The 19,832-nt window shown below is 44.5% G+C and carries 13 protein-coding genes; all 13 read right to left on the bottom strand.

What is annotated here, in order from left to right; genetic code table 11:
* Nucleotides 1-215: 215 nt before the first annotated feature.
* The 13 genes from H70737_RS29710 to H70737_RS08295 all read right to left on the bottom strand — a co-directional run bounded on the left by H70737_RS29710 (nt 216) and on the right by H70737_RS08295 (nt 19,772).
* Nucleotides 216-1,049 (bottom strand): DUF4362 domain-containing protein, encoded by an 834-nt coding sequence (locus H70737_RS29710; RefSeq protein WP_052404208.1) that lies wholly within the window; start codon nt 1,047-1,049, stop codon nt 216-218.
* 246 nt (nt 1,050-1,295) lie between these two features.
* Nucleotides 1,296-2,057: a CPBP family intramembrane glutamic endopeptidase gene (locus H70737_RS08350; protein WP_042186303.1), complete on the bottom strand. Its 762-nt coding sequence runs from the start codon at nt 2,055-2,057 to the stop codon at nt 1,296-1,298.
* Nucleotides 2,058-2,236: 179 nt separating this feature from the next.
* Nucleotides 2,237-3,178 carry an ROK family protein gene (locus H70737_RS08345; protein ID WP_052404207.1) on the bottom strand — a complete coding sequence of 314 codons (942 nt, stop codon included), beginning with the start codon at nt 3,176-3,178 and terminating at the stop codon, nt 2,237-2,239.
* Nucleotides 3,175-4,989, bottom strand: a complete 1,815-nt coding sequence (locus H70737_RS08340; protein ID WP_042186299.1) for a class I mannose-6-phosphate isomerase — start codon at nt 4,987-4,989, stop codon at nt 3,175-3,177. The genes H70737_RS08345 and H70737_RS08340 overlap by 4 nt, the downstream gene beginning before the upstream one ends.
* A 53-nt stretch (nt 4,990-5,042) precedes the next feature.
* Nucleotides 5,043-6,365, bottom strand: a complete 1,323-nt coding sequence (locus H70737_RS08335; protein ID WP_042186297.1) for a glycoside hydrolase family 125 protein — start codon at nt 6,363-6,365, stop codon at nt 5,043-5,045.
* Between the two features lie 21 nt (nt 6,366-6,386).
* Nucleotides 6,387-8,696, bottom strand: a complete 2,310-nt coding sequence (locus tag H70737_RS08330; RefSeq protein ID WP_042186295.1) for a glycoside hydrolase family 3 N-terminal domain-containing protein — start codon at nt 8,694-8,696, stop codon at nt 6,387-6,389.
* 28 nt (nt 8,697-8,724) lie between these two features.
* A complete protein-coding gene (locus H70737_RS08325; RefSeq protein WP_042186293.1) occupies nt 8,725-11,169 on the bottom strand; it encodes a glycoside hydrolase family 38 N-terminal domain-containing protein in 2,445 nt (814 codons plus the stop codon).
* 53 nt (nt 11,170-11,222) lie between these two features.
* Nucleotides 11,223-12,215 (bottom strand): glycoside hydrolase family 130 protein, encoded by a 993-nt coding sequence (locus H70737_RS08320; protein WP_042186291.1) that lies wholly within the window; start codon nt 12,213-12,215, stop codon nt 11,223-11,225.
* 174 nt (nt 12,216-12,389) lie between these two features.
* On the bottom strand, nt 12,390-13,433 hold the full coding sequence (locus H70737_RS08315; protein WP_042186289.1) for a glycoside hydrolase family 18 protein: 1,044 nt from the start codon (nt 13,431-13,433) through the stop codon (nt 12,390-12,392).
* 4 nt (nt 13,434-13,437) lie between these two features.
* Nucleotides 13,438-16,005: a transglutaminase domain-containing protein gene (locus H70737_RS08310; protein ID WP_042186287.1), complete on the bottom strand. Its 2,568-nt coding sequence runs from the start codon at nt 16,003-16,005 to the stop codon at nt 13,438-13,440.
* Between the two features lie 6 nt (nt 16,006-16,011).
* Nucleotides 16,012-17,040 (bottom strand): carbohydrate-binding family 9-like protein, encoded by a 1,029-nt coding sequence (locus H70737_RS08305; RefSeq protein WP_042186285.1) that lies wholly within the window; start codon nt 17,038-17,040, stop codon nt 16,012-16,014.
* Nucleotides 17,041-17,069: 29 nt separating this feature from the next.
* On the bottom strand, nt 17,070-18,356 hold the full coding sequence (locus H70737_RS08300; protein ID WP_042186284.1) for an alpha-L-fucosidase: 1,287 nt from the start codon (nt 18,354-18,356) through the stop codon (nt 17,070-17,072).
* 27 nt (nt 18,357-18,383) lie between these two features.
* On the bottom strand, nt 18,384-19,772 hold the full coding sequence (locus H70737_RS08295) for an alpha-L-fucosidase (protein WP_042186282.1): 1,389 nt from the start codon (nt 19,770-19,772) through the stop codon (nt 18,384-18,386).
* Nucleotides 19,773-19,832: the final 60 nt, after the last annotated feature.

Raw genomic sequence — 19,832 nt, 5'->3', positions numbered from 1 at the left:
TGCGGTGAATGTTTGGACTTCCGGTCGCTGTTGTCCCCAGATTTCTTGATTATATACCGTGTTTCACGGTTGAAATCCGGTGAGCCTATGCTTCCGGAGCGAGCTTTCCTACGGAAAGCTTTCAGGCGGACGCTATCACTCCTACAGTTCCAAAATCCCCCTCCGTCACTCCGTTCCCTTTTCCAAAGTTTCAAAATTCAATTTATATAGTGTAATTATTCGTAATACCCCTTAACCTCAGGCAGTTGCTTATAAATGCTTCCGTCCTGCACGATCTTAATGATCGCTTGAGCTAGTTCAGTCATCTGACCATCATCCACAGTATTCTGGCATTCTGTCCACTGATAATGACGCTCTCCACTATTAATCTGAATCGATAAATCGTAACTTACAGCAGGTTTTCGATTACACTCGGTAGATAACTCTTTTTCACCTAAGTAATTCGCTAGTACCATTTCTTTATAGATTTGTCCACGTTCCTGTTCAGAAAACTCAAAATCACTAACCTCGACTACTTCCCCATTCTGGAGATCTTTGACCAACTTCTTCTCTATCGTATTAATTTCGTTCTTTTGGTTCACACCATACTTTAAAACAAACTCAAACTTATCTTGTTTCGTTACGTCAAAAGGAATCTGTAGCAGCTCGATCTTTGCTTGTTCGCCCTCGCAGCCCGTTAAGGTATACGACAGAAGTTTATCCGTTTCGTTTCTAACAAGGTTCTGACAAGTGTATGTGGTTACTTGGGGACTACCAAACGTATCTTCGGAATTATCATGCCGCATTTCAATCCCTTGGTCAGTATATTTCAAGTCATTAAAGATCGGATCACCCTCAATTGTGTAATGAACCACACGCTGCTTACCCGCTTTATTTTTGATAAAAGCATCCAGCTTCTTAAGATTCTTAACAATCATTCCATGGCTGTTTATCACATCTTCTTGTTCATTAATGGTAGTTGTGAATTTGTCTTCTCCATTGGATGGCTGGTTAAAGCAACCGGTTACTATAAGCGCTATAAAAATCAGAAGAATACCGCTCGATCTCATCGATCATAACCTCCTTAAACACTCCATAAGTAGAATCATTTGTTAAAGTATACCAATAATAACGGGGGCTGGGTATCCCTCCAGAGGGATATCTGATGATAGAGAGATTGATAGGAATTTAAACTAGATAGCAAAAAAAGCCGATTGGATATCCAATCAGCTGTGCTTCTGTACCTCAGAAATCTCCTCAATATCTATCGCACTATATGCTTAACCTCTTTGTGAGTCTACGGAAATTTCCGGCTCTTAATGCAAGAAATGCATCAGGAACGGTGCTGCTACTGCGCCACCTAACATACTAGTCCCAAATATTGCCCAGTCATTTAAAATATGTGCAATGATCGACGTCCAGATATTCTTTGTTTTCATGTAAGCAAGCGTTAGAATAATTCGAGCGATTCCGATTCCCAGAATGGCCTGAGCAAAATTAAAATTGTACGTTTTTAAGTGTAGTGCACCAAAAATGAGCGCTGTTACGATTAATGCAATAAACACGGACGCCTTGCGTGACATTTTAAAGCCAATAAAGCAAAGCTGCATAATCGCCAGGAATGGCAAGATCGTTAACAATTCCTCGCCAATTAATTGAAATCCTGAGAAGAACAATGTCCAGAGCTTCTCACCTGTTGAAAGGGTATCCCCATGACCTAGCACCGCATTTACTGTTACAGCTCCCATCGATGAAAGCAGCGCAGCTACCCCCAACGTTACGATGAAATTAATAATAAAGAATAAAATCCCGTATAATACATGACTTACTTCAGGCTTTTTGAAGAGAATTCCCAACTTCCCTTTGGTTGCCCACACTAATGCGATTAACGGAAACAGCGTGAATAGAAAAGGAGCAATCTTGCTCTGCACTTCATTAGGCAGAAAAGGAATCTCTACTGTCATTGTTAAATAGCCTACAACGATACTTGCAAGGATCACTACCCATTTGCCAATAGGCATGAAATACGGCTGTCCATTATACAAAGGATAATCTACGGTTTGTTTTACTTTTGTCATGTTGCACGACCTTCCAACGCTTATTATTATACTGTGAATCCTATCACTGGAATATGAACTATAAATGAACCGACAAGTTCATTTATAATCCCTAATGAAATGCTCAATTTCTGGCCGAAGATGGAGCATAAAAATAACCAGTCACCGACATCGATCGGTAACTGGTTATCTTTGAATTATCAATTGAATCCTAAGGAATCGTCAAATAATCTCGATATTCCGATAAGCGTGTGTTCGAACACATTTTCTGAAGTAAATATACCAATAGATGAATCAGCCAATCCCTTCTGGAGGGCGGGGCTAAATAAATCGATGCTCTTGGCAATCTGTCCGCCAATAACGATGCGGTTTGGCTGATAGTCTATAACATAGGACTTTAGCATCCTAGCCAATCGTGCACCGAATTCTTCAAACACCTTGCAGCACAAGCTATTCCCGTTTCTTGCTTGTTCTGCGAGTTCCTTCACGTCCATTCCTTTTTCTAGAGCTCCCATCTGCTCAGCCAGGCGAAGAATTCCGCGACGTGAGAAGGCGTTATCTATGGTGCTCTCCAGGAAAGGTTTATCAAAAAGCCAACCGTCCTCGGGAACACCTGGTCCTTCGTTCAGAATCGATGCACGATCAATAAATGCGGAGCCTAACCCTGTCCCTAAAGTTAACGAAATATATCGTTCATTTGGAAATAACCTGCTTACGCCTAAGGCAAACAGCTTCGCATCATTCTCAAAGCGAATATCTGCCTGCAGCAGGTGCTTCGCCCATTCCTTATGTTGTAAGGTATTAAACCGGGTATATAATACTTCTCGTACATTCTTACCATACAATGCTTCATATTTACTAAGCCCCTGAATATAACAGATACCTTGCTGATAATCAAAGGGCCCAGGAAAGGCGAGACCGATATTCCAAGTACAGTTTGCCGATTTCCCTAGTGTAACGGTATAAAACTGATATTGATCTTCGAATATAGAAATAAATTGCTCTATAATCACTTCGGCATCTTGATCAGCAAGTGCAGGATGCTGCTTGCAGCTAGCCTGTTGCAATTCTCCATCCACGACTAAACCAGATTTAATAAAGGTTCCTCCCACGTCTAAAGCGATCACGACTTTAGGCTTCAAAGGAGACTCACATCCCATGCCTTGGATACGCCTGCTTTCACAAGCTTACATGGCTTGTTTCCGATATTTATAATTTTATAGGCACTGAACACGGCTGGAAGGATATATGATTCCGCGTATTGTAACTCCACATATATAGATTCATCTGCACAGGATACTATACGAACCTTTTCTCCCTCAACCAAGTTATACATTACCATTTCGTTATTTGTATGGTCCACCCATGTATCATGTAAGTGCACACGATGAACATAAAACAGTAGATCTTCACGCTGTCCAAGAACATACTCCTCGTTAATCCCCTGCTTTTGCAGCAAGCTTGGCTTAGGAATCAAATTGTCCTCTACCCATGCCGTTCTTTTATCGAAATCAATATTGTCAAAGGCATGATCAATATTAATAGGACGTGGCTTGCCATCCATTCCTTTACGAAGGAAATCGTAGATTTTGAACGTAAACCACCATGTCGTAGAGGATATTTCGAGTACTAAGTTGTTCTTTCCAGAGGCATGAACAGTCCCTGTAGGAATTAGGAATAAATCCCCCTTATTCGCTTCATATTGATTAACGAAGTCAGTGATTTGAATGGGTTCACCAGTTTCTTGTGCATGGTGTACCGCGTTAAAGAATTCCTCCTTCGTACATTGTTCAGTCAGTCCCAAGAACACAGATGTATTCTCTAAATTCTCCATGATATAGTACGATTCTTGCTGTGCCATAAATTCATTAAATGTCTCACGAATATACTCCTGCTTCGGATGTACCTGGCACGACAAGCTATCTCCGTCGATGGTATCAAGGTAGTCGAAGCGAATCGGAAAATAATCACCAAACAGCCCGACAATACGATTCCCAAGAATGGCCGGATGCTCATAATGCATGACTATGAGGAAGGGGACCTCGATTATTTCGTCGTTGTATTTCAGCAAAATGGAGTTCTCCGGTGCAATCGGTTCAAAGCTCCATGCGCAGTTGGCCCACTCCTTCGGAAGCTCCGCGAATTTCTTCAAATATTGACCGCCCCATATCCCTGGCGCGAAGAACGGCTTCACACGCATAGGGGACTTGGCGATATCTGCAATCATCTGGCGTAGGGTGAAGACCGTCGTTAGCTTGGGACACTCGGGCTCATTCATATCCACGTAATAGTGGATCGAATCCAATACTTCTTTTCGGTAAGTTTCCAGTACTGGCCATTCCACAAATAGACAGATTTTATACTTCTCCACCACATCTCGGTTCCAGCTAAAGCCGAAATTCAATAAATGTGCTTTATGTTCCAATTGCTGATACTCACGAGATACATCCAAGAAGTAGGTTATATCGTAGTTGCCGTTCCCGAGCCAATAGGCCCCTGGTCCAAACGTGATGATGAAGGTTGTTTGGTGGGCAGGTAATTGAATCTTTTTTTTGTAGTTGTCTATCTTGTCTTGTGCTTCTAGGACGAAATAATCTGCAATCGTAGCATCCGAAAAATAACCAAATGCACGATTATCTGTAATATTCGCTTCAAAGAACGTACGAAGTTCTTCGCTTGTCTTCACAAAACTATTGGTACCGATGAGAACCGTCTTATGCCCTTCTTGCTCCAATACATCTATGATCCTTGCCAGGACGTGCTGATATTGGGCACCATGCGTTCCGTCAATAGCTACATTAATAATACTAGTGGAATTCATTGCAGCTTGTTGTAGCGGGGACAGTATTGCTTCAAAACCTCGCTGGACTCCGGCTTTTGCATTTGGCGTAACTGTATCTGGCTTCATTTGTTGAGTGTACCGAATAGGGTTAATAGGTCTTTTCTCGAACATAGTTGTCACTCCTATACAGTTAGTGAGCTCTATCCCGCTCATAGTGATATATTTTAGGGCAATATGCCTGATTCCAATGCCTTCCACACAAGCTGCGCAAACTGGCTATTCGACCAAGCGAACCACTCACGTGTAAATTGGGTTGAATCATTGACATTAAATCCCTCATGCATAAATCCAGTACCAGCATCTGTCGACTCACAGATTTCAATCATCTCGAGCATCTCTTGAGGATCAACTGCGGTTAAGCCCTGCATCGTATAAGCAAGATGCCATACGAATCCCATGCTAGTATGCGGACTGCCAATGCCGCTGAGCTTCTCGCCTTTGAAGAAATAGGGATTATCCTCACTCAGAGCAAATTTGCGGGTATTCAAATATATTGGATCGTCTGGCGCACAGTAACCTAGATAGGGTGCTGACATTAAGCTCGGAGTACCTGCATCGTCCATCAATAAATGGTTACCGAAACCATCCGTTTCGAACGCATACATCTTGCCGTATTTGGAATGGTCAATGATTCCATAAAGCTCAATTGCATGCCGGATTTCTTCTTCCATTGCCGACATTCGGGCTACGAGATTTGAATCTCTATATACATATTGAGCAATTTCCTGCAATTGGTGAAGCGTTACAGCGGCGAACATATTCGATGGAATATTGAAGTGAAAGTCACACGCATCGTCGCTGGGGCGGAAGCCTGACCAGATCAGTCCAACATTATTTACCGGCATCCCCAAACCGTTCTTACGTAATGTATCTATCATGATGCCGTTGTGACGTTGAAAGCGGTAGGTTGACTGCTCCTTGTGCTCCTGCTCAATCTGCCATACGTTCAACATCTTCAGTAGTGAAGTTCGGAAAACTTCATCAAAGATCCCGGTGCGTCCGGTTTCTTTCCAATATAGATATGCCAAGCGGAATGAGAAGCACATGGAATCCAGCTCAAATTTACGCTCCCATACCCAAGGCGAGCTGTCTGTCTCATCCGTTGCATTCCAATGCCAATCATTTGCAGACTCGTTAAAGGCATTCGCATAAGGATCGATTTGAATATAAAACATATGACGGCGTATTAAGCCTTCTAGAATCCGCCCAAGTTCAGCATCTTCCTTGGCAAAAGGAACATAATGAATAACCTGCTCAACAGAGTCACGCAGCCACATCGCCGGAATATCGCCAGTTAACACAAATGTTGTTCCGTCATCCAACAGCTTAGTAGTTGTTTCTAATGTATTTGGAAAACAATTCTGGAATAATTGACGCAGCTTCGGACGATGAGCCAGACGTTCACTAGCGTCCTTCATAACTTGCTGAACCGCCTGAGGCAGAGGGAACTTATTAATTTCAATAGTAGGTAAACGATGCTCTTTCATAATTTGGTAACCCTCCCGTGATTACGATCTCAAGTTACGTTGAACAACCTCTAAGCTTGTTGAAATGGTATTGCCTACGTTCGATCCAATCATGATCTCAAATTTGCCGGGCTCAACCGTCCACTGCAAATCAGAACCGACAAACTGCAGCTCCCGCGGAGTAATATGAAATTGAACGGTACGCATCTCACCAGGCTCAATATAAATCTTCTGAAATCCTTTTAATTCTTGTTCCGGGCGTGTGATTGTGCTAGTGCAATCTTTTATATATAGCTGAACAACCTCATGTCCAGCTACATCGCCAATATTCTTGACCTCCACGGATACAGTACAAGAATCATCCAACTCTATTTGTATCTGATCCAAGCGAATATGCTCGTATTGATAGCTTGTATAGCTTAGGCCATAACCAAACACATATTGCGGATGAAAGTCCACCTCGAGATAGCGATGACCTCTGGAGCGTTTCTTATTGTAATAAATCGGTAATTGCCCTGGATGCTTTGGAATGGATAGTGTAAGCCGGCCGGATGGATTATAGTCTCCGAACAAAATATCAGCAATCGCATGCCCGCCCTGCTGTCCCGGGTACCAAGCCTCCAGAATGGCATCCGCATGCTCATCTACCCAAGGCTCGACAATGGGACGACCATTGATATAGACAACAATCAGTTTTTTGTTCAATCTGTGCAGCTCCTGCAGCAGATCAAGTTGCACACCGCATAAGTTCAGCTCTGCACGATCGAAGCCTTCTCCACATTCCATATCACTAAGACTAAATTGATCCGTAATGACGGCAGCCCCTGTCTTCAAATCAATCGTACCTTCACCGAAATCACGTGCACTTGATCCCCCGACAACTGCAATAATGGTATCCGCTGCTGACGCCACCTCCATTGCCTTCTCAAAGCCTGCTTTCGATGGATCTTTCACGCGGCAGCCCGGAGCATACAGCACTTCGCTGAGTCCTGCACATTTAGCGCGAATCCCGTCCAAAACGGTAATGATGTGATGACGCTCCTGTGGTGAAGTATAGTCACCCAATTGATTATAAATATTGTTGGCATTCGGCCCAATAACGGCAATCTTACCAAGTGACGGAGAAAGCGGCAGAGCCTCATCATGATTCTTCAAAAGAATGATGCCTTCACGTGCAGCTTGTCGCGCCATCTCTAAATGCAACTGTTGTCCAACGACACGCTGTGCTGTAGTCGGATCAACAAAGGGACGTTCAAACAATCCCAATTCAAACTTCGCACGCAGAATTCGTTCGACTGCGAGATCAATATCGGAAATGTCAATCAACTGCAGCTGTAATGCGTTTATTAGATATCTGCCAAATGTTTCACCAGACATCTCCATATCCACACCAGCTTTAAGTGCAAGAGTCGCCGCCTCTTCTTCGGTCTCACAAATCTGGTGACCGTGTTTAAGCTGGCTGATCGCACCACAATCCGTAATGACGAAGCCATCAAAGCCCCATTGCTCACGAAGTACCTCTGTTAATAACTCCTTACTCGAAGTACACGGAACACCGTCAATTTCATTGTAAGCGGTCATAACAGATTTAGCCCCAGCTTCAATTGCCTTCTGGAATGGCAGCAAATCCTTCTCCATTAACTCGCGTTTTCCCATCCGTACGGTGTCCGCATTACGACCACCATCCGAGCTGCCATACGCGACGAAATGCTTTAATGTTGCCAGGATCGTATGGTCTGTATTTAATGAATCACCTTGTAAGCCCATTACCGCAGCTACTGCCATTTCACTATTTAAATATGGATCTTCCCCAAAGCATTCTTCTGTTCGCCCCCAGCGCGGATCACGTACAATATCTAGTACTGGGGAGTAGGTTGCTGCCCCTCCTTGAGCGCGAGTCTCTGCAGCCACTGCTTGACAGATCTGCCGGAATAATTCCCTATTCCATGTGCTTCCGATAGCAAGCGGTACGGGAAAGACGGTGTTGCCAATCGCCATATGACCATGAGAGCATTCCTCGCCCAGCAGAATCGGAATACCCAGACGTGTATGCTCAATCGCATATTGCTGGATCAGATTCGTTACTTCTGCGCCTTCCAAAGGTGACAACCCAGTTTCCAATGATACCTCTGTCCAAGGATCTGCACGCAGCACACCATACAAAGAGCCCACGCCACCGCTTGCAATTGCTTCCTTAAATACTTCTGTCAATTGAATCTTGCCTTCTGATTTCTCATACGCCTTCCAGCCGAAGGGCTGGAGGAGCTGCCCGATCTTCTCCTCCAGCGTCATTTGAGCCAATAAATCTATAGCACGCTCATGAATCGGCAAAGATGAATCTTTATATCTCATAGCTTACAATTCCTCCCGTTCACATGAACTAGAATTGTCTCCACGCCAGGATTCCTGCATTCATCCCCCGACACATGTCGAACGATACTTCAGGGTTGTTAAACTTCTCACCCCATGTAATGTAATAGCGGAATTCATAGAAGCCGCCAAGCGTAGCTGCAAAGTTGGTTTCCCAATAGTTATTCATCACCCAGGCGTACAAGTGCGCAGGGTCCTGTTCTAGTCTTGCATCGCCATTAAGTAGACGATATTTATGCTCTAAAGCACCCACTTGAATCAACGGAGTGTCTGGCATCGCAATCACAATACCTTGTTCCTTTGAAATGTATGCAGCACCTTCGCCAACAGCCGTATAATCGGCCAAGCTGCCTGGTAATTGATCCTTGCGCAGACGAGTTAGTGCATCCATCTTATCTACCCACAGCTCCTGCGTAGAGGTTGTCAATGCGCCGCCAAACGGAAGTGAAATATACAAATTCTCAGGCTTCCATACACTTTCCTTATGCATCCGTACCGACACATCGACACGAGGACGATCCGCATACACGGTTAAGAATAAGGAATAATGCTCACAACCGGAGACTTCATAGGTCAATTGAATCATGCTATAAAGCTCTCCCTGTCCAACAATTTCTGCACTTGTCAACACACCTGTAGATACAATCGCATTCGGACCTTTCCGATTACGGCCCATAAGACGACGAACCTCCGTCATTTCGACCACCTTTGTGGCTGGCGTAACATCATATACCGGTGTGAATGCATGATGATTCCGGTCTGCACGTAGCAGCTCCTGTCCAGTCTCCTTATCCTTCCAAGAGGTGATTCCTTCACCCTTCTTCCATTCAATACGTACAAATGGTGTTTCAGCGTATGTGGATGTCACATGGAAGTCCTTTACTTCATGGGTAACATCCAAATCCAATACACGATCCGATGCCACATAATCGTTCATATATGCGGTTTTAATTGTTGGCTTAACCGCTACGATATGAAGCACTTTTTCTTCCTGAGGCTCCAGCATGACCGGAATGGTTACAATAACCCCGCGATGCGCAAGACGCAGTTGAGATGGGAGCACCTCACCTGTATTGAAATCACGCACCTCAAACCCTTCTTTAATCTGCTCGTAATACCAACCCTCAAGAATAAGATGAGCATGATCCTCCTGAACATAGCTGTAAGGATTGCAAATTTTGAACTTCATCGGCCGACCCGGTGCAAGCAGTGCATCTCCCTTGGCTTCAAGGATTTCGTACAATGCGCGATGTGCAGCGGTGCTCGCATTTGCTGCAAATGCCTCCTTACGCAAGCCCAACTCCTGAACAAACGGGTTCCAAGGCTCCGAAATGGAAGAATGATAGCCCCATGTGTGCTCAGCGAACATCGTTAATTGATATTCCATGTCCTTAATAGCTTCCGGGGAAATGATGTCATAATTAGGATCTAGTCTTCTTACCTTCTGGTACACCCGCTGCGCCTCACGGAATACTTGTACATGCTTTGGTGTCGAGCCAACCCCATCCGTCCACCAATCTGGCCAATCTCCTCGATAAACAGGAATATCTTCCGGATGCTGTGCTGCATGGGCACGGACTTCTGCAAAGAAGTCATCTAGCGTTGCCATTTGAATTAAAATCCGGTCCCCATGCTTGGTGTTCCATTGTTGGATAAACTCTATTGCCGCCGCATTTGGCGGGTTATTATCCGTAGGCAAGCCTGAGAACATCGCCGGAAAGAAATCAAATGCATAGCCATCCTCTGTCAGACGATCGATATAACGCCCGATCCGTTGTTCAGCTATTTCAAAATCCGCGCCCTTACTCATATCGAATTCATCTTTAATCGTATATTTTCCACCCATGCCAGGTACAAGCCCCAGATCATTTCCGAACACATAATGCTCTCCGCTCCACGTCAACAGGCGATCCCCTGAAGGCATCTCCCACCAGAACGGCTGCTGCTTCTTCCAGCAAGGAAACATTCCATGATGCGTATGAATACAGGTGGACAGATTCTGGATCCCAGCATCCAGCAATACCTGACCATACCCCCAGCTGAAACCGTTAATATCTGCTGTCATTGCCGATGTTACAGGAATTTCAATGGACTGTCCGTAATCACACACCCGCGCAATCATCGATTGGAATAGCTCTTTACCAATTAATTCTGTCATATTTAGATAAGTCCCCGACAACCCGATAGCTCCCTGTCTCACGCCCTCAGCGAACTCTATCTTCTCTTGCTCTGTCGCCTGCTTCAGAAAGGTTTCAATCGGCCAAAATGTCTCACAGACCCACTTAAAGCCTTGCCATTCCGGACGACGTCCCGATTTGCTTTCACGTAAAATATGCAAGACCTGGCGAATGAAATTAACATGATACTGCTGAATTTTCTCTTGACGCTCTGTATATCCGATATCTGTATGAGAATGATGGATTGCGTATATTTTCCAAGGTCGTTTGCTGGACATCTCAATCTCTCCCTATAGTTATTTTAACTTGCTATGACACTTCGCTTACTCTACTAATTCTCGAGCGGATACTTATCCATATAGTCGAACAACTCATCCACAGTTGTGAAGGCAACGCCTGTTACGGTATCAGCACAGCCATAGTAAATTGCAATTCGGCCTGTATCGCCATCCGAAAGTGCTGCGCAAGGGAAGGTGACATTTGGCACATCTCCTACACACTCATACAATGTCTCTGGTCCGAGAATATAATTTCGTGAACGTGCTAACACCTTCCATGGCTCATTCAAATCTAATAAAGCAACACCCATCCGATATACGAACCCGTTACACGTATTTATTACGCCATGATAGATCAACAACCATCCGCGATCTGTTTCAATTGGAATCGGCCCTGGACCAATTTTCTTCGATTGCCATGCAGAAGCGTCCGAATTGATCGTACCCATCACGTAACGATGCTTTCCCCAATACGTCAGGTCAGGGCTCTCACTAAAAAAGATATCTCCAAATGGTGTATGCCCCGTATCACTTGGACGGCTTAACATCGCATATTTGCCATTTATTTTGCGCGGGAATAATACACCATTCCGGTTGTATGGCAGGAAAGCGTTTTCTAATTGGTGAAAGGTTTTGAAATCATACGTATATGCGAGACCAATTGTAGGACCATGGTATCCATTACACCAAGAAACATAATATTTATCCTCGATTTTGCAGACGCGTGGATCGTAACGATACTCCCGCTTTGTTACATATTCGTCGCCTTCAAATTGGATCGGATTCTCATTAATCTCCCATTGAAGCCCGTCCTGACTGAAGCCAGCGAATATGTCCATACTTACAGATCTGGAGTCACAACGGAATACCCCTGCATATCCCTCTTCAAAAGGAATAACCGCGGAATTAAAAATACTGTTCGAGTTTAACTGTGCATCTCGCTGAATAATCGGATTATGGGTATATCGCCACACTGGAGCGTTATAGCCACTCGGCTTATCCTGCCAAGGAATATTTGATAGTGCTTCACCAATAATTTTGCTCATTTCATAAACTCCTTCCATGTATACAATTGTGATCTGCAACTACGTTTTCAGTATGTCTAACCCTACTTGCACCCCTACTTTAAATCATAATAAAGCGCATTAAAAGGGAATTTATCCTGAATCTAACGTTTGTTGACTGAAGTATCATGTTTCTTAACTAATTGAACAGGTAGCTCACTTCACGCTCTCATATAAGCCTGCATACAGTGCATCAAGCAACGTGTGTGTCCTATCACAGCTATATTCCCAGAACATGGCACCCGCAAGTTTTTCACGTTTGACATACTCACATTTATGTGCGATCGAATCTACGTCATCATAGGAAATAAACGTGTCTCCATTAAATAAATATGGTGCTTTGGCCTCATCGTCCCAATGCCGTGTGTAGCCATTCTGATTGATGTAATTAGCAAACAGCTCTGTATATTCTGGACCATAGCCACCCGTTGTGCCCGCCATTTGTAGAAATCCATGGGTCTTATTCGGCACCTGCTTCCACATTCGGGAATAGAACGCCACGCCAATGACGATTTTCTCTCGGGGAACGCCTGCCTGAATGAACATATTCACCGATGCCTCTGTACTGATACGATACAAATCTCCTGTCGTATGAAATAAATTCGTATGATGTCCCGTTAGAATCTGGAAACCGCCACGCATATCGTAGGTCATCAGCTGTATAAAATCCAAATATTGCTGTACTTGATCCATCTCGGTGCCATCAATGTAATACTGATCAGCACCTGCCGCAATTGTAAGCAGGTAATGCCTGCTATCCGCTGTACCTTTCACATCCAGTGCATCTCGAATCGCCTTTAATAGCAGTGTGAAATTGCATTTATCATCCGGCGACGATTTAATATCCGCTTCACTGTAACAAGGATATTCCCAATCCAAATCGATTCCATCGAACGGGAAATCTGTTACCACTTGCACAGCCGACGCTGCAAATTTCTGACGTCCTTCTTCGGTAGAGGCAGCCTCAGAGAAGCCCCCATTCCCCCATCCGCCTACGGAGAGTAGCAGTGTCAGATTCGGATACATCGCTTTCATCTCTTGTAGCTGGTTCGTGCATTTCAAATGTGCTGTTGTAATCTGATCTTCTTTCACATAACCAAATGCAACGTTGAGATGCGTTAACTTCATCAAGTGGTCACCCGATAACTCAGATAGTTTGGAATCACTCACGTAGCCTGCTACAATCATCTGTTGATCCATCCTTTCACAACCTTCTTAAGATTTGAATCGCTTCCTTGCTCGCTGCAATCTTATATCCTGATGACATGTAACGAATCTGATCTTCACGGTCCACAATGATAAGATGCGGGAAGCCCGCTTCACTCGCTTGGGACGATGCAAATAATTCGGGCAATAGATTATTCGTTGAATCACGTACAAACACTGCATTTGCAGGAAGATCTGGATAGTCCTCGGGATGAAACGAAGCTGCACATTGCTTGTCACCAATAATAAGAATGATGGGAGCACCTAGCGCATTGAACTCATGCTTCAACTCAGCGAGTTCACGAAGTAAATGCTTTGAAGGCTCTCGTTCCGGCTCCAGCCAAGCGACATAGGCGCCCTTTCCACCAATAAGATCTGCGAAAGTCTGTTCTACTCCTGCCCATGAGGTCAGCTGCTTGAGTCGTTCCACCTTGCCGTACACTGGAATTTCCAATGTAGATTGACGATATTTCATGACCAACTTCGTCTCTTCCCCTTCTGCAATATGGAAATAAGTGAACTTTATAAGCACGGTGCCATCTTTTAATCTTACGCCTGTCGTCAGACGGTATGCTCCCTGCTCAACCTCAAGTGGTGTATCATATAGGTCATTTGCGCCATTCGGATAACATAAGGTTTTATAAAAACCGTTCTCCAGCCGAGCTAATGTGAAATTCTCATAGTATGAAGCCGTTGGTTGGACTGTCCCTACACCCTGATCACGATGAAGTATGAGCGTGCCGTTCGCTAATTCTATCCCGCCTCCAACAACGCCTTTGGTAAATTGAGCATCCACGAAAATATTATCCACTATAAATTGCGGCTTGGATTCAATGGGATGAATTCGCGCTGGGATTCCTAAACTACGACAAATGGATACGAACATGATATCCAGGGAACTGCGATCGCCTACGCGCAATTCAAAGGTACCCACTGCCGTTCCCTTCCCTTTCAGATTCGGAAGGTCTGTCCATATATCCCACGTTTCTTCTATGAATTGAACCAGCTTCGTTGGGTCCTTGCGGAACAATGCCACTTCATCCGAAGTGAAAGCTTGTTGGAAAAATGTACGATACGGTGTAATCATCTCGTAGTGAACACGAGGACGCAAAATGTAGGGCACGAACACTTCCTCTGTGAGCTCACCACGTACAGCAAGCGCACCAGCTACATGATCTGTAAGGGTAGGAATAAATGTGTCAATTAAATCCTTTTCATTAATACATTCCAATAACCGTAAAGCCCATTCTCCATACGCGGATGTGGCTGCCTCCAGAAATGCGGCTATCTCTACACTGTTACCACGTGCCTTCTGAAGCACTGTCCATACACGATCTTCCGGGAGACCCAGTGTTTCCCCGAGCTTCCTCGCTGCTTCTTCTGTCACAAATGTCGCTTCATATTTCGAACGGATTGAGATCCCTTCCTCCAAACGTTCATTATGTCGCTGGATACGAATTTCAGACAGTTCCTCTATTACCTCACCTTCACACGCTGGAGGTGGAACCATATCATAATCGGCCATCGTTCCTGCAGCAGGCTGATTTTCTTGATTCAGTACAAGCTCAACGCATTCACTGTCCGCCACTGAAATTTTCACTTCCCCCCAAGTACCACCCTTTGCCGCACGAATCATGAGGTCACCGAGACCTGTTTTGAAAGTTGCTTCTCCTTGAGCATTGGTAGGAAGGATGGCAATCGGGAAAAATTCCGCCATGTTATACACTTGGAACTGTACTTCTGCATCCTGCACAGACTGTCCGAATTCATCTTTCACATGAATCGTAATTGTCCGCGTGGATGCGTAATTTTCCAACACATTAATTTCAGTGAACCACTCATCTGCAAGCGTAATATCTTCTGGACCTTGATAATTAGCGAGAATACGCGTGTTAATTAACATTGCTCTACGCGCTGGAGGTCCAAACCATCCTTGATTAGGACGGGCTTCCGGCTCACAAGCCCCAATAAAATACCATTCACCGTCTGCCCATGCCTCCACCCATGCGTGGTTATCATCACAATGCGCCCAACGTGGCGTATACACTTGACGTGCAGGTATACCTATACTGCGAAGGGCTGCCACAGCTAGTGTGGATTCTTCACCGCAACGACCACGTGCATTTCGAATCATCGATAATGGTGAAATCGTCCGCAAATCACTCCCAATATACGTTGCCACCTCATGACACCAGTAATTTGTCTCCAGAATGGCTTCCGTCATGGACAACTTGCTAGTTCGCTCTGCTAATTGTTCATGAAGAATTTGGCGGTGTTCTTCAATATTTTCAGTATTAACACGGTAGGGCAGTACGAAATGTAAAAATATATGATCCGGGACTTGCCATGGCATATTTCGGCGAATCTTTAGTGTCGTTCTCACATGATTCAAGAAAAGCTCACCATTGTAATCCGCCAAATCATTCACTGGCATATACGCATAGAGATACTTAAGTGCAATTATTTCTTCTTCTGTCAAGTCCTGTTCAAAGATTTGAAATAACTGCGTTGCACGTGCCTTGGCCAAACTCTTTTTCTCCTGAAACTTACGTTCAATCTGTTCCATATCTGATTACTCCTTCCAGAGAAACCCGTCCTCGCGAATGTAAAGACGGGACGTCTCATCTGATGTTGATGCAGATATAATAAAAGCTTTAGTCGTCGTTTCAATGTTTGGTTCTATGGTCCATGTATCTTCTTCACACAATGCATTAAAATCGGCTGTGAACATGCCATGTGTTTCGTAATAGTTCCGCTCACGATAATAGAGCTTCCGTAATTCCCATTTGATATGTTCATCGCGAGGGATGTCGAAGTGATATGGACCCGCTTCATTCACGAATACAACATAGCCCCACAGTTCTGGATAATGCATATTAATGACTCCTTGTGGTGACCACACCCAATTATCCTCAGGATAAGGTTTCCCTGTGTCGGGGTTGAGAAGCTTACGATACTTGCCATCGACAACCTCGGTCCGCCATTCAACACGTGAAAAATTAACACGCCAAAACTCCCCAGCATAAGGTAATCGTTGATCCGTAGCACATTCTTTTAAACTATTCCAAGGTATTGCAATTTCAACCGTCCATTTCCGATTGTCAGCGTGCGGGTTATTTAACTCACCTTCGATATGAACAGCCGTCTTCAAGCCTTGGATATCCCAACCGTTAATTGGAGGACCTCCGTCACGATAAGGTTTCACAAGGAGTAAGTCCCATACCGTGTTCAAGGCGTTAATCTCAAACTCGTAATATTGATGGGAATCTCCTGTTGGATCTATAAAAATCTCAAAATCATTATCGTAAAAAATAACGGAATCACGTTCTGTCAGCGTTCCCCAGATCTGATCTTCCATCAGCTCTGCACCAAAGTAAAAATACTCATCATCCCATAGCATTTTTACCCTCGTATCCTTTCCTGGCATCGGACGCAAATCCCCTTCAATATCAACAAACTTTTCTGTCCATGCTGCATGCTGCCAAAAGGGCTTATCTAGCTTCCCATCCAAGACAAGCGACTCCGTCGCTCGTCTGCACAGATAATGCTTGGGGGCGTATGAAACAATGTGTGGCTCTGCTACTCCACTTCGATTTACCATGCGAATGCTCCTTTATCCGTTAATGTACTTTAGTTGTGCGTTACAACTGCACCTGAGCCGCCGTACATCTCAATTTCTTCATCGAATTCCAATTTAAGTACTGTCACTTGTTCATGCATATCTTCAGGTGTTATCTGAATCCAAGTTGTACCTGGTATGTGGAACCAGGGCACACCACCGTGAATTTCATGGTTGAGCTCCTTGCCTGAGTGAAGCACCGTAATCTTGGTAATGGGATTACACAGCCCTTTGAGGCAAATGTTCTCCTTCGGCGTATCGTAAACGAAGAGATACAAGTTCTTCTTATCGGGAGACAATGTACTGCCACCCAGATAGTAGCGTGTCATAATACCCTCTTGTGTTCCATAGATGGCTTCTTCATGTGTACGTATCCAATCACCTAATCCGAGCAAGATCGCTTCCTGCCTAGGATCAATCGTTCCATCCTCTATGGGCCCAATATCTAACAGCATATTACCGCCCATGCTGATACAGTCACAGAACATTCGGATCATTTGATTCAATGATTTATAATTGTGGTCTGTATGCACATAACCCCATGACGTATTTATCGTCGTACAGAATTCCCACGGACCTTCCGGACGCGTAATGGGAAGACCTTGCTCAGGAGTCTTATAATCCCCATACCCTTGCAAACGTGAGTTTATAATAAGATCAGGATTAAATGATTTTAAATAATCTTTGAATGCTGGTAATCCCCACTGCTCTGCGCTTCGTTCCCAATCTCCATCGAACCATAACAGATCAACCTGACCATAATCCGTTAACACTTCTCCTAATTGATTACGGTTAAATGCCAGAAATCTTTCCCATCGCTCTGGATCTTGGACACCATCCATCGGACTTGAATAACGATTTATCTGTCTCAAGTCATCTGGTACGACACCATTCTCATAGACTGAAGGATAATCAGGATGAGACCAGTCAATGAGGGAGTAATACATCCCTACGCGAAGACCCTGATCTCGAATCGCCTCAGACCACTCCTTAATAATATCTCTCTTGGCAGGTGTCGCCTTCATAACGCTCAAATCACTGAATTTCGTATCAAATAATGCAACTCCGTCATGATGTTTCGTTGTAAGAACAGAATACTTAGCTCCTGACTTCGCAATCAGATCTGCCCAATACTTCGCATCAAATTTAGAGGCCGTAAAACCATTCAATTGCTTCATATAGTCCTCATAAGACATTCTCCCGTTATAGAAAGACCATGATTCTGCAACTCCTTGTACCGCATAAATTCCATAGTGAATGAAAATTCCTAGCTTTGCATCAGTGAACCATTGTTGCATCTGCTCTTCCTCCCATAGTTCAACTCGTTATTTTATGCGAAATACATGTGCAATTGGGGCAATTCCCGTAAGCTCGCTCTCTGGTAAATGAACGATCAATCCCGTTGTTGTTCGTTCGAATGTTAGATTCTCTTGTCCGCCAACAAGATCTATTTGCGTCACAGCCTGCTCGAGTGAAATACAAATCTCACTAATCACGAGTTCCTGCACTTTTGAGTACAGATGAATAGCGTAGATGACATCGCCTTTTTTCGTGAAATGTGTATTTCCAACGGAGTATGGCGCACATATGCGTGTTCCATAAATCGCCTCACCATGGACTTTGAGCCAACTGCCCATTCCTTTCATCCGATCCATCGCTGTTGGTGACAAGCGGCCATCTGGTTGTGGTGCGACATTAAGTGCCAGGTTACCACCTTTGGCTACAACTTCAACGAGCAAATGAATTAATTGACGTGTCGTCTTGTAATGATCCTCATACCGATAAGAGAACGCAGTCCCCATCGTAATACAGCTTTCCCATGGGATATGCAGGGGACGCGCGGGCAACGTTTGCTCTGGTGTAACGACATTCTCATAAGGTCCGCCAACGGTACGGTCTGCACTTAGTAGCCATGGCTGATGCTGACGTGCCTTCTCCACCACTTCACCCAACCGAATATCCTGTGGATTATTCTTATTCTGTGGACACACCCACCCCGCATCCAACCAGAGCATTTCAATCCGTCCATATTTCGTCATCAATTCCATGATCTGATCATGTGTGTACTGTACGAATTGCTCCCATAGCCAAGGATAATCTTGTGTTGGATACGAAGGACCTCGATTCATGAACGTCCCCGTCTCCATACCTGGAGCCCAGTATGTTGGTGTGTGCCAATCCGCTTTGGAGAAGTAGGCAGAGATCCCAAGTCCCTTGGCCCGAAAAGCATCAAATACGTTCTTACAAATATCCGCGTACTTATGTGCATGGAAAGGACAATCCTTACCCGTGATGCGATAATCTGTTGTCTGCGTATCCCACATACAGAAGCCATCGTGATGCTTCGTTGTGAAATTTAAATATTTGAAGCCACCTTCTGCAGCAACCTCTGCCCACTTCTCAGGCTCAAAACGGAGCGGATTAAAGGTTTTATTCAGCCCGAAGTATTGCCGCTTCAGCTCCGTCGAATCAACCCCCCAATCAATATCGTCCCGTGACCAATCTCCATCTTTATCACTAAGCGCCCACGATTCAACAAGTCCAAGCTGCGAATAAGGTCCCCAGTGCATCATCAAGCCCAGCTTCTGATCCTTGAACCATTCCAGCTGATCTAATAGCTGCGAATCCTCCGGCTTAACGTAATCCTCCTCTGTGCTGTAATTATGAACTCCTTCAACAACAATTTGCTCCTCGACAACATTAGCGTCATTCATTTGCACGACCTCCATGCAGCTCTTCTGAGGCTGCGATTCTATTGATTTAGTATGATATAT

It is taken from the genome of Paenibacillus sp. FSL H7-0737, from assembly GCF_000758545.1.
Lineage (GTDB): Bacteria > Bacillota > Bacilli > Paenibacillales > Paenibacillaceae > Paenibacillus_AQ.
The sequence above is the reverse complement of the archived record's forward strand: the minus strand, read 5'-3'. Positions and strand labels throughout refer to the sequence as shown.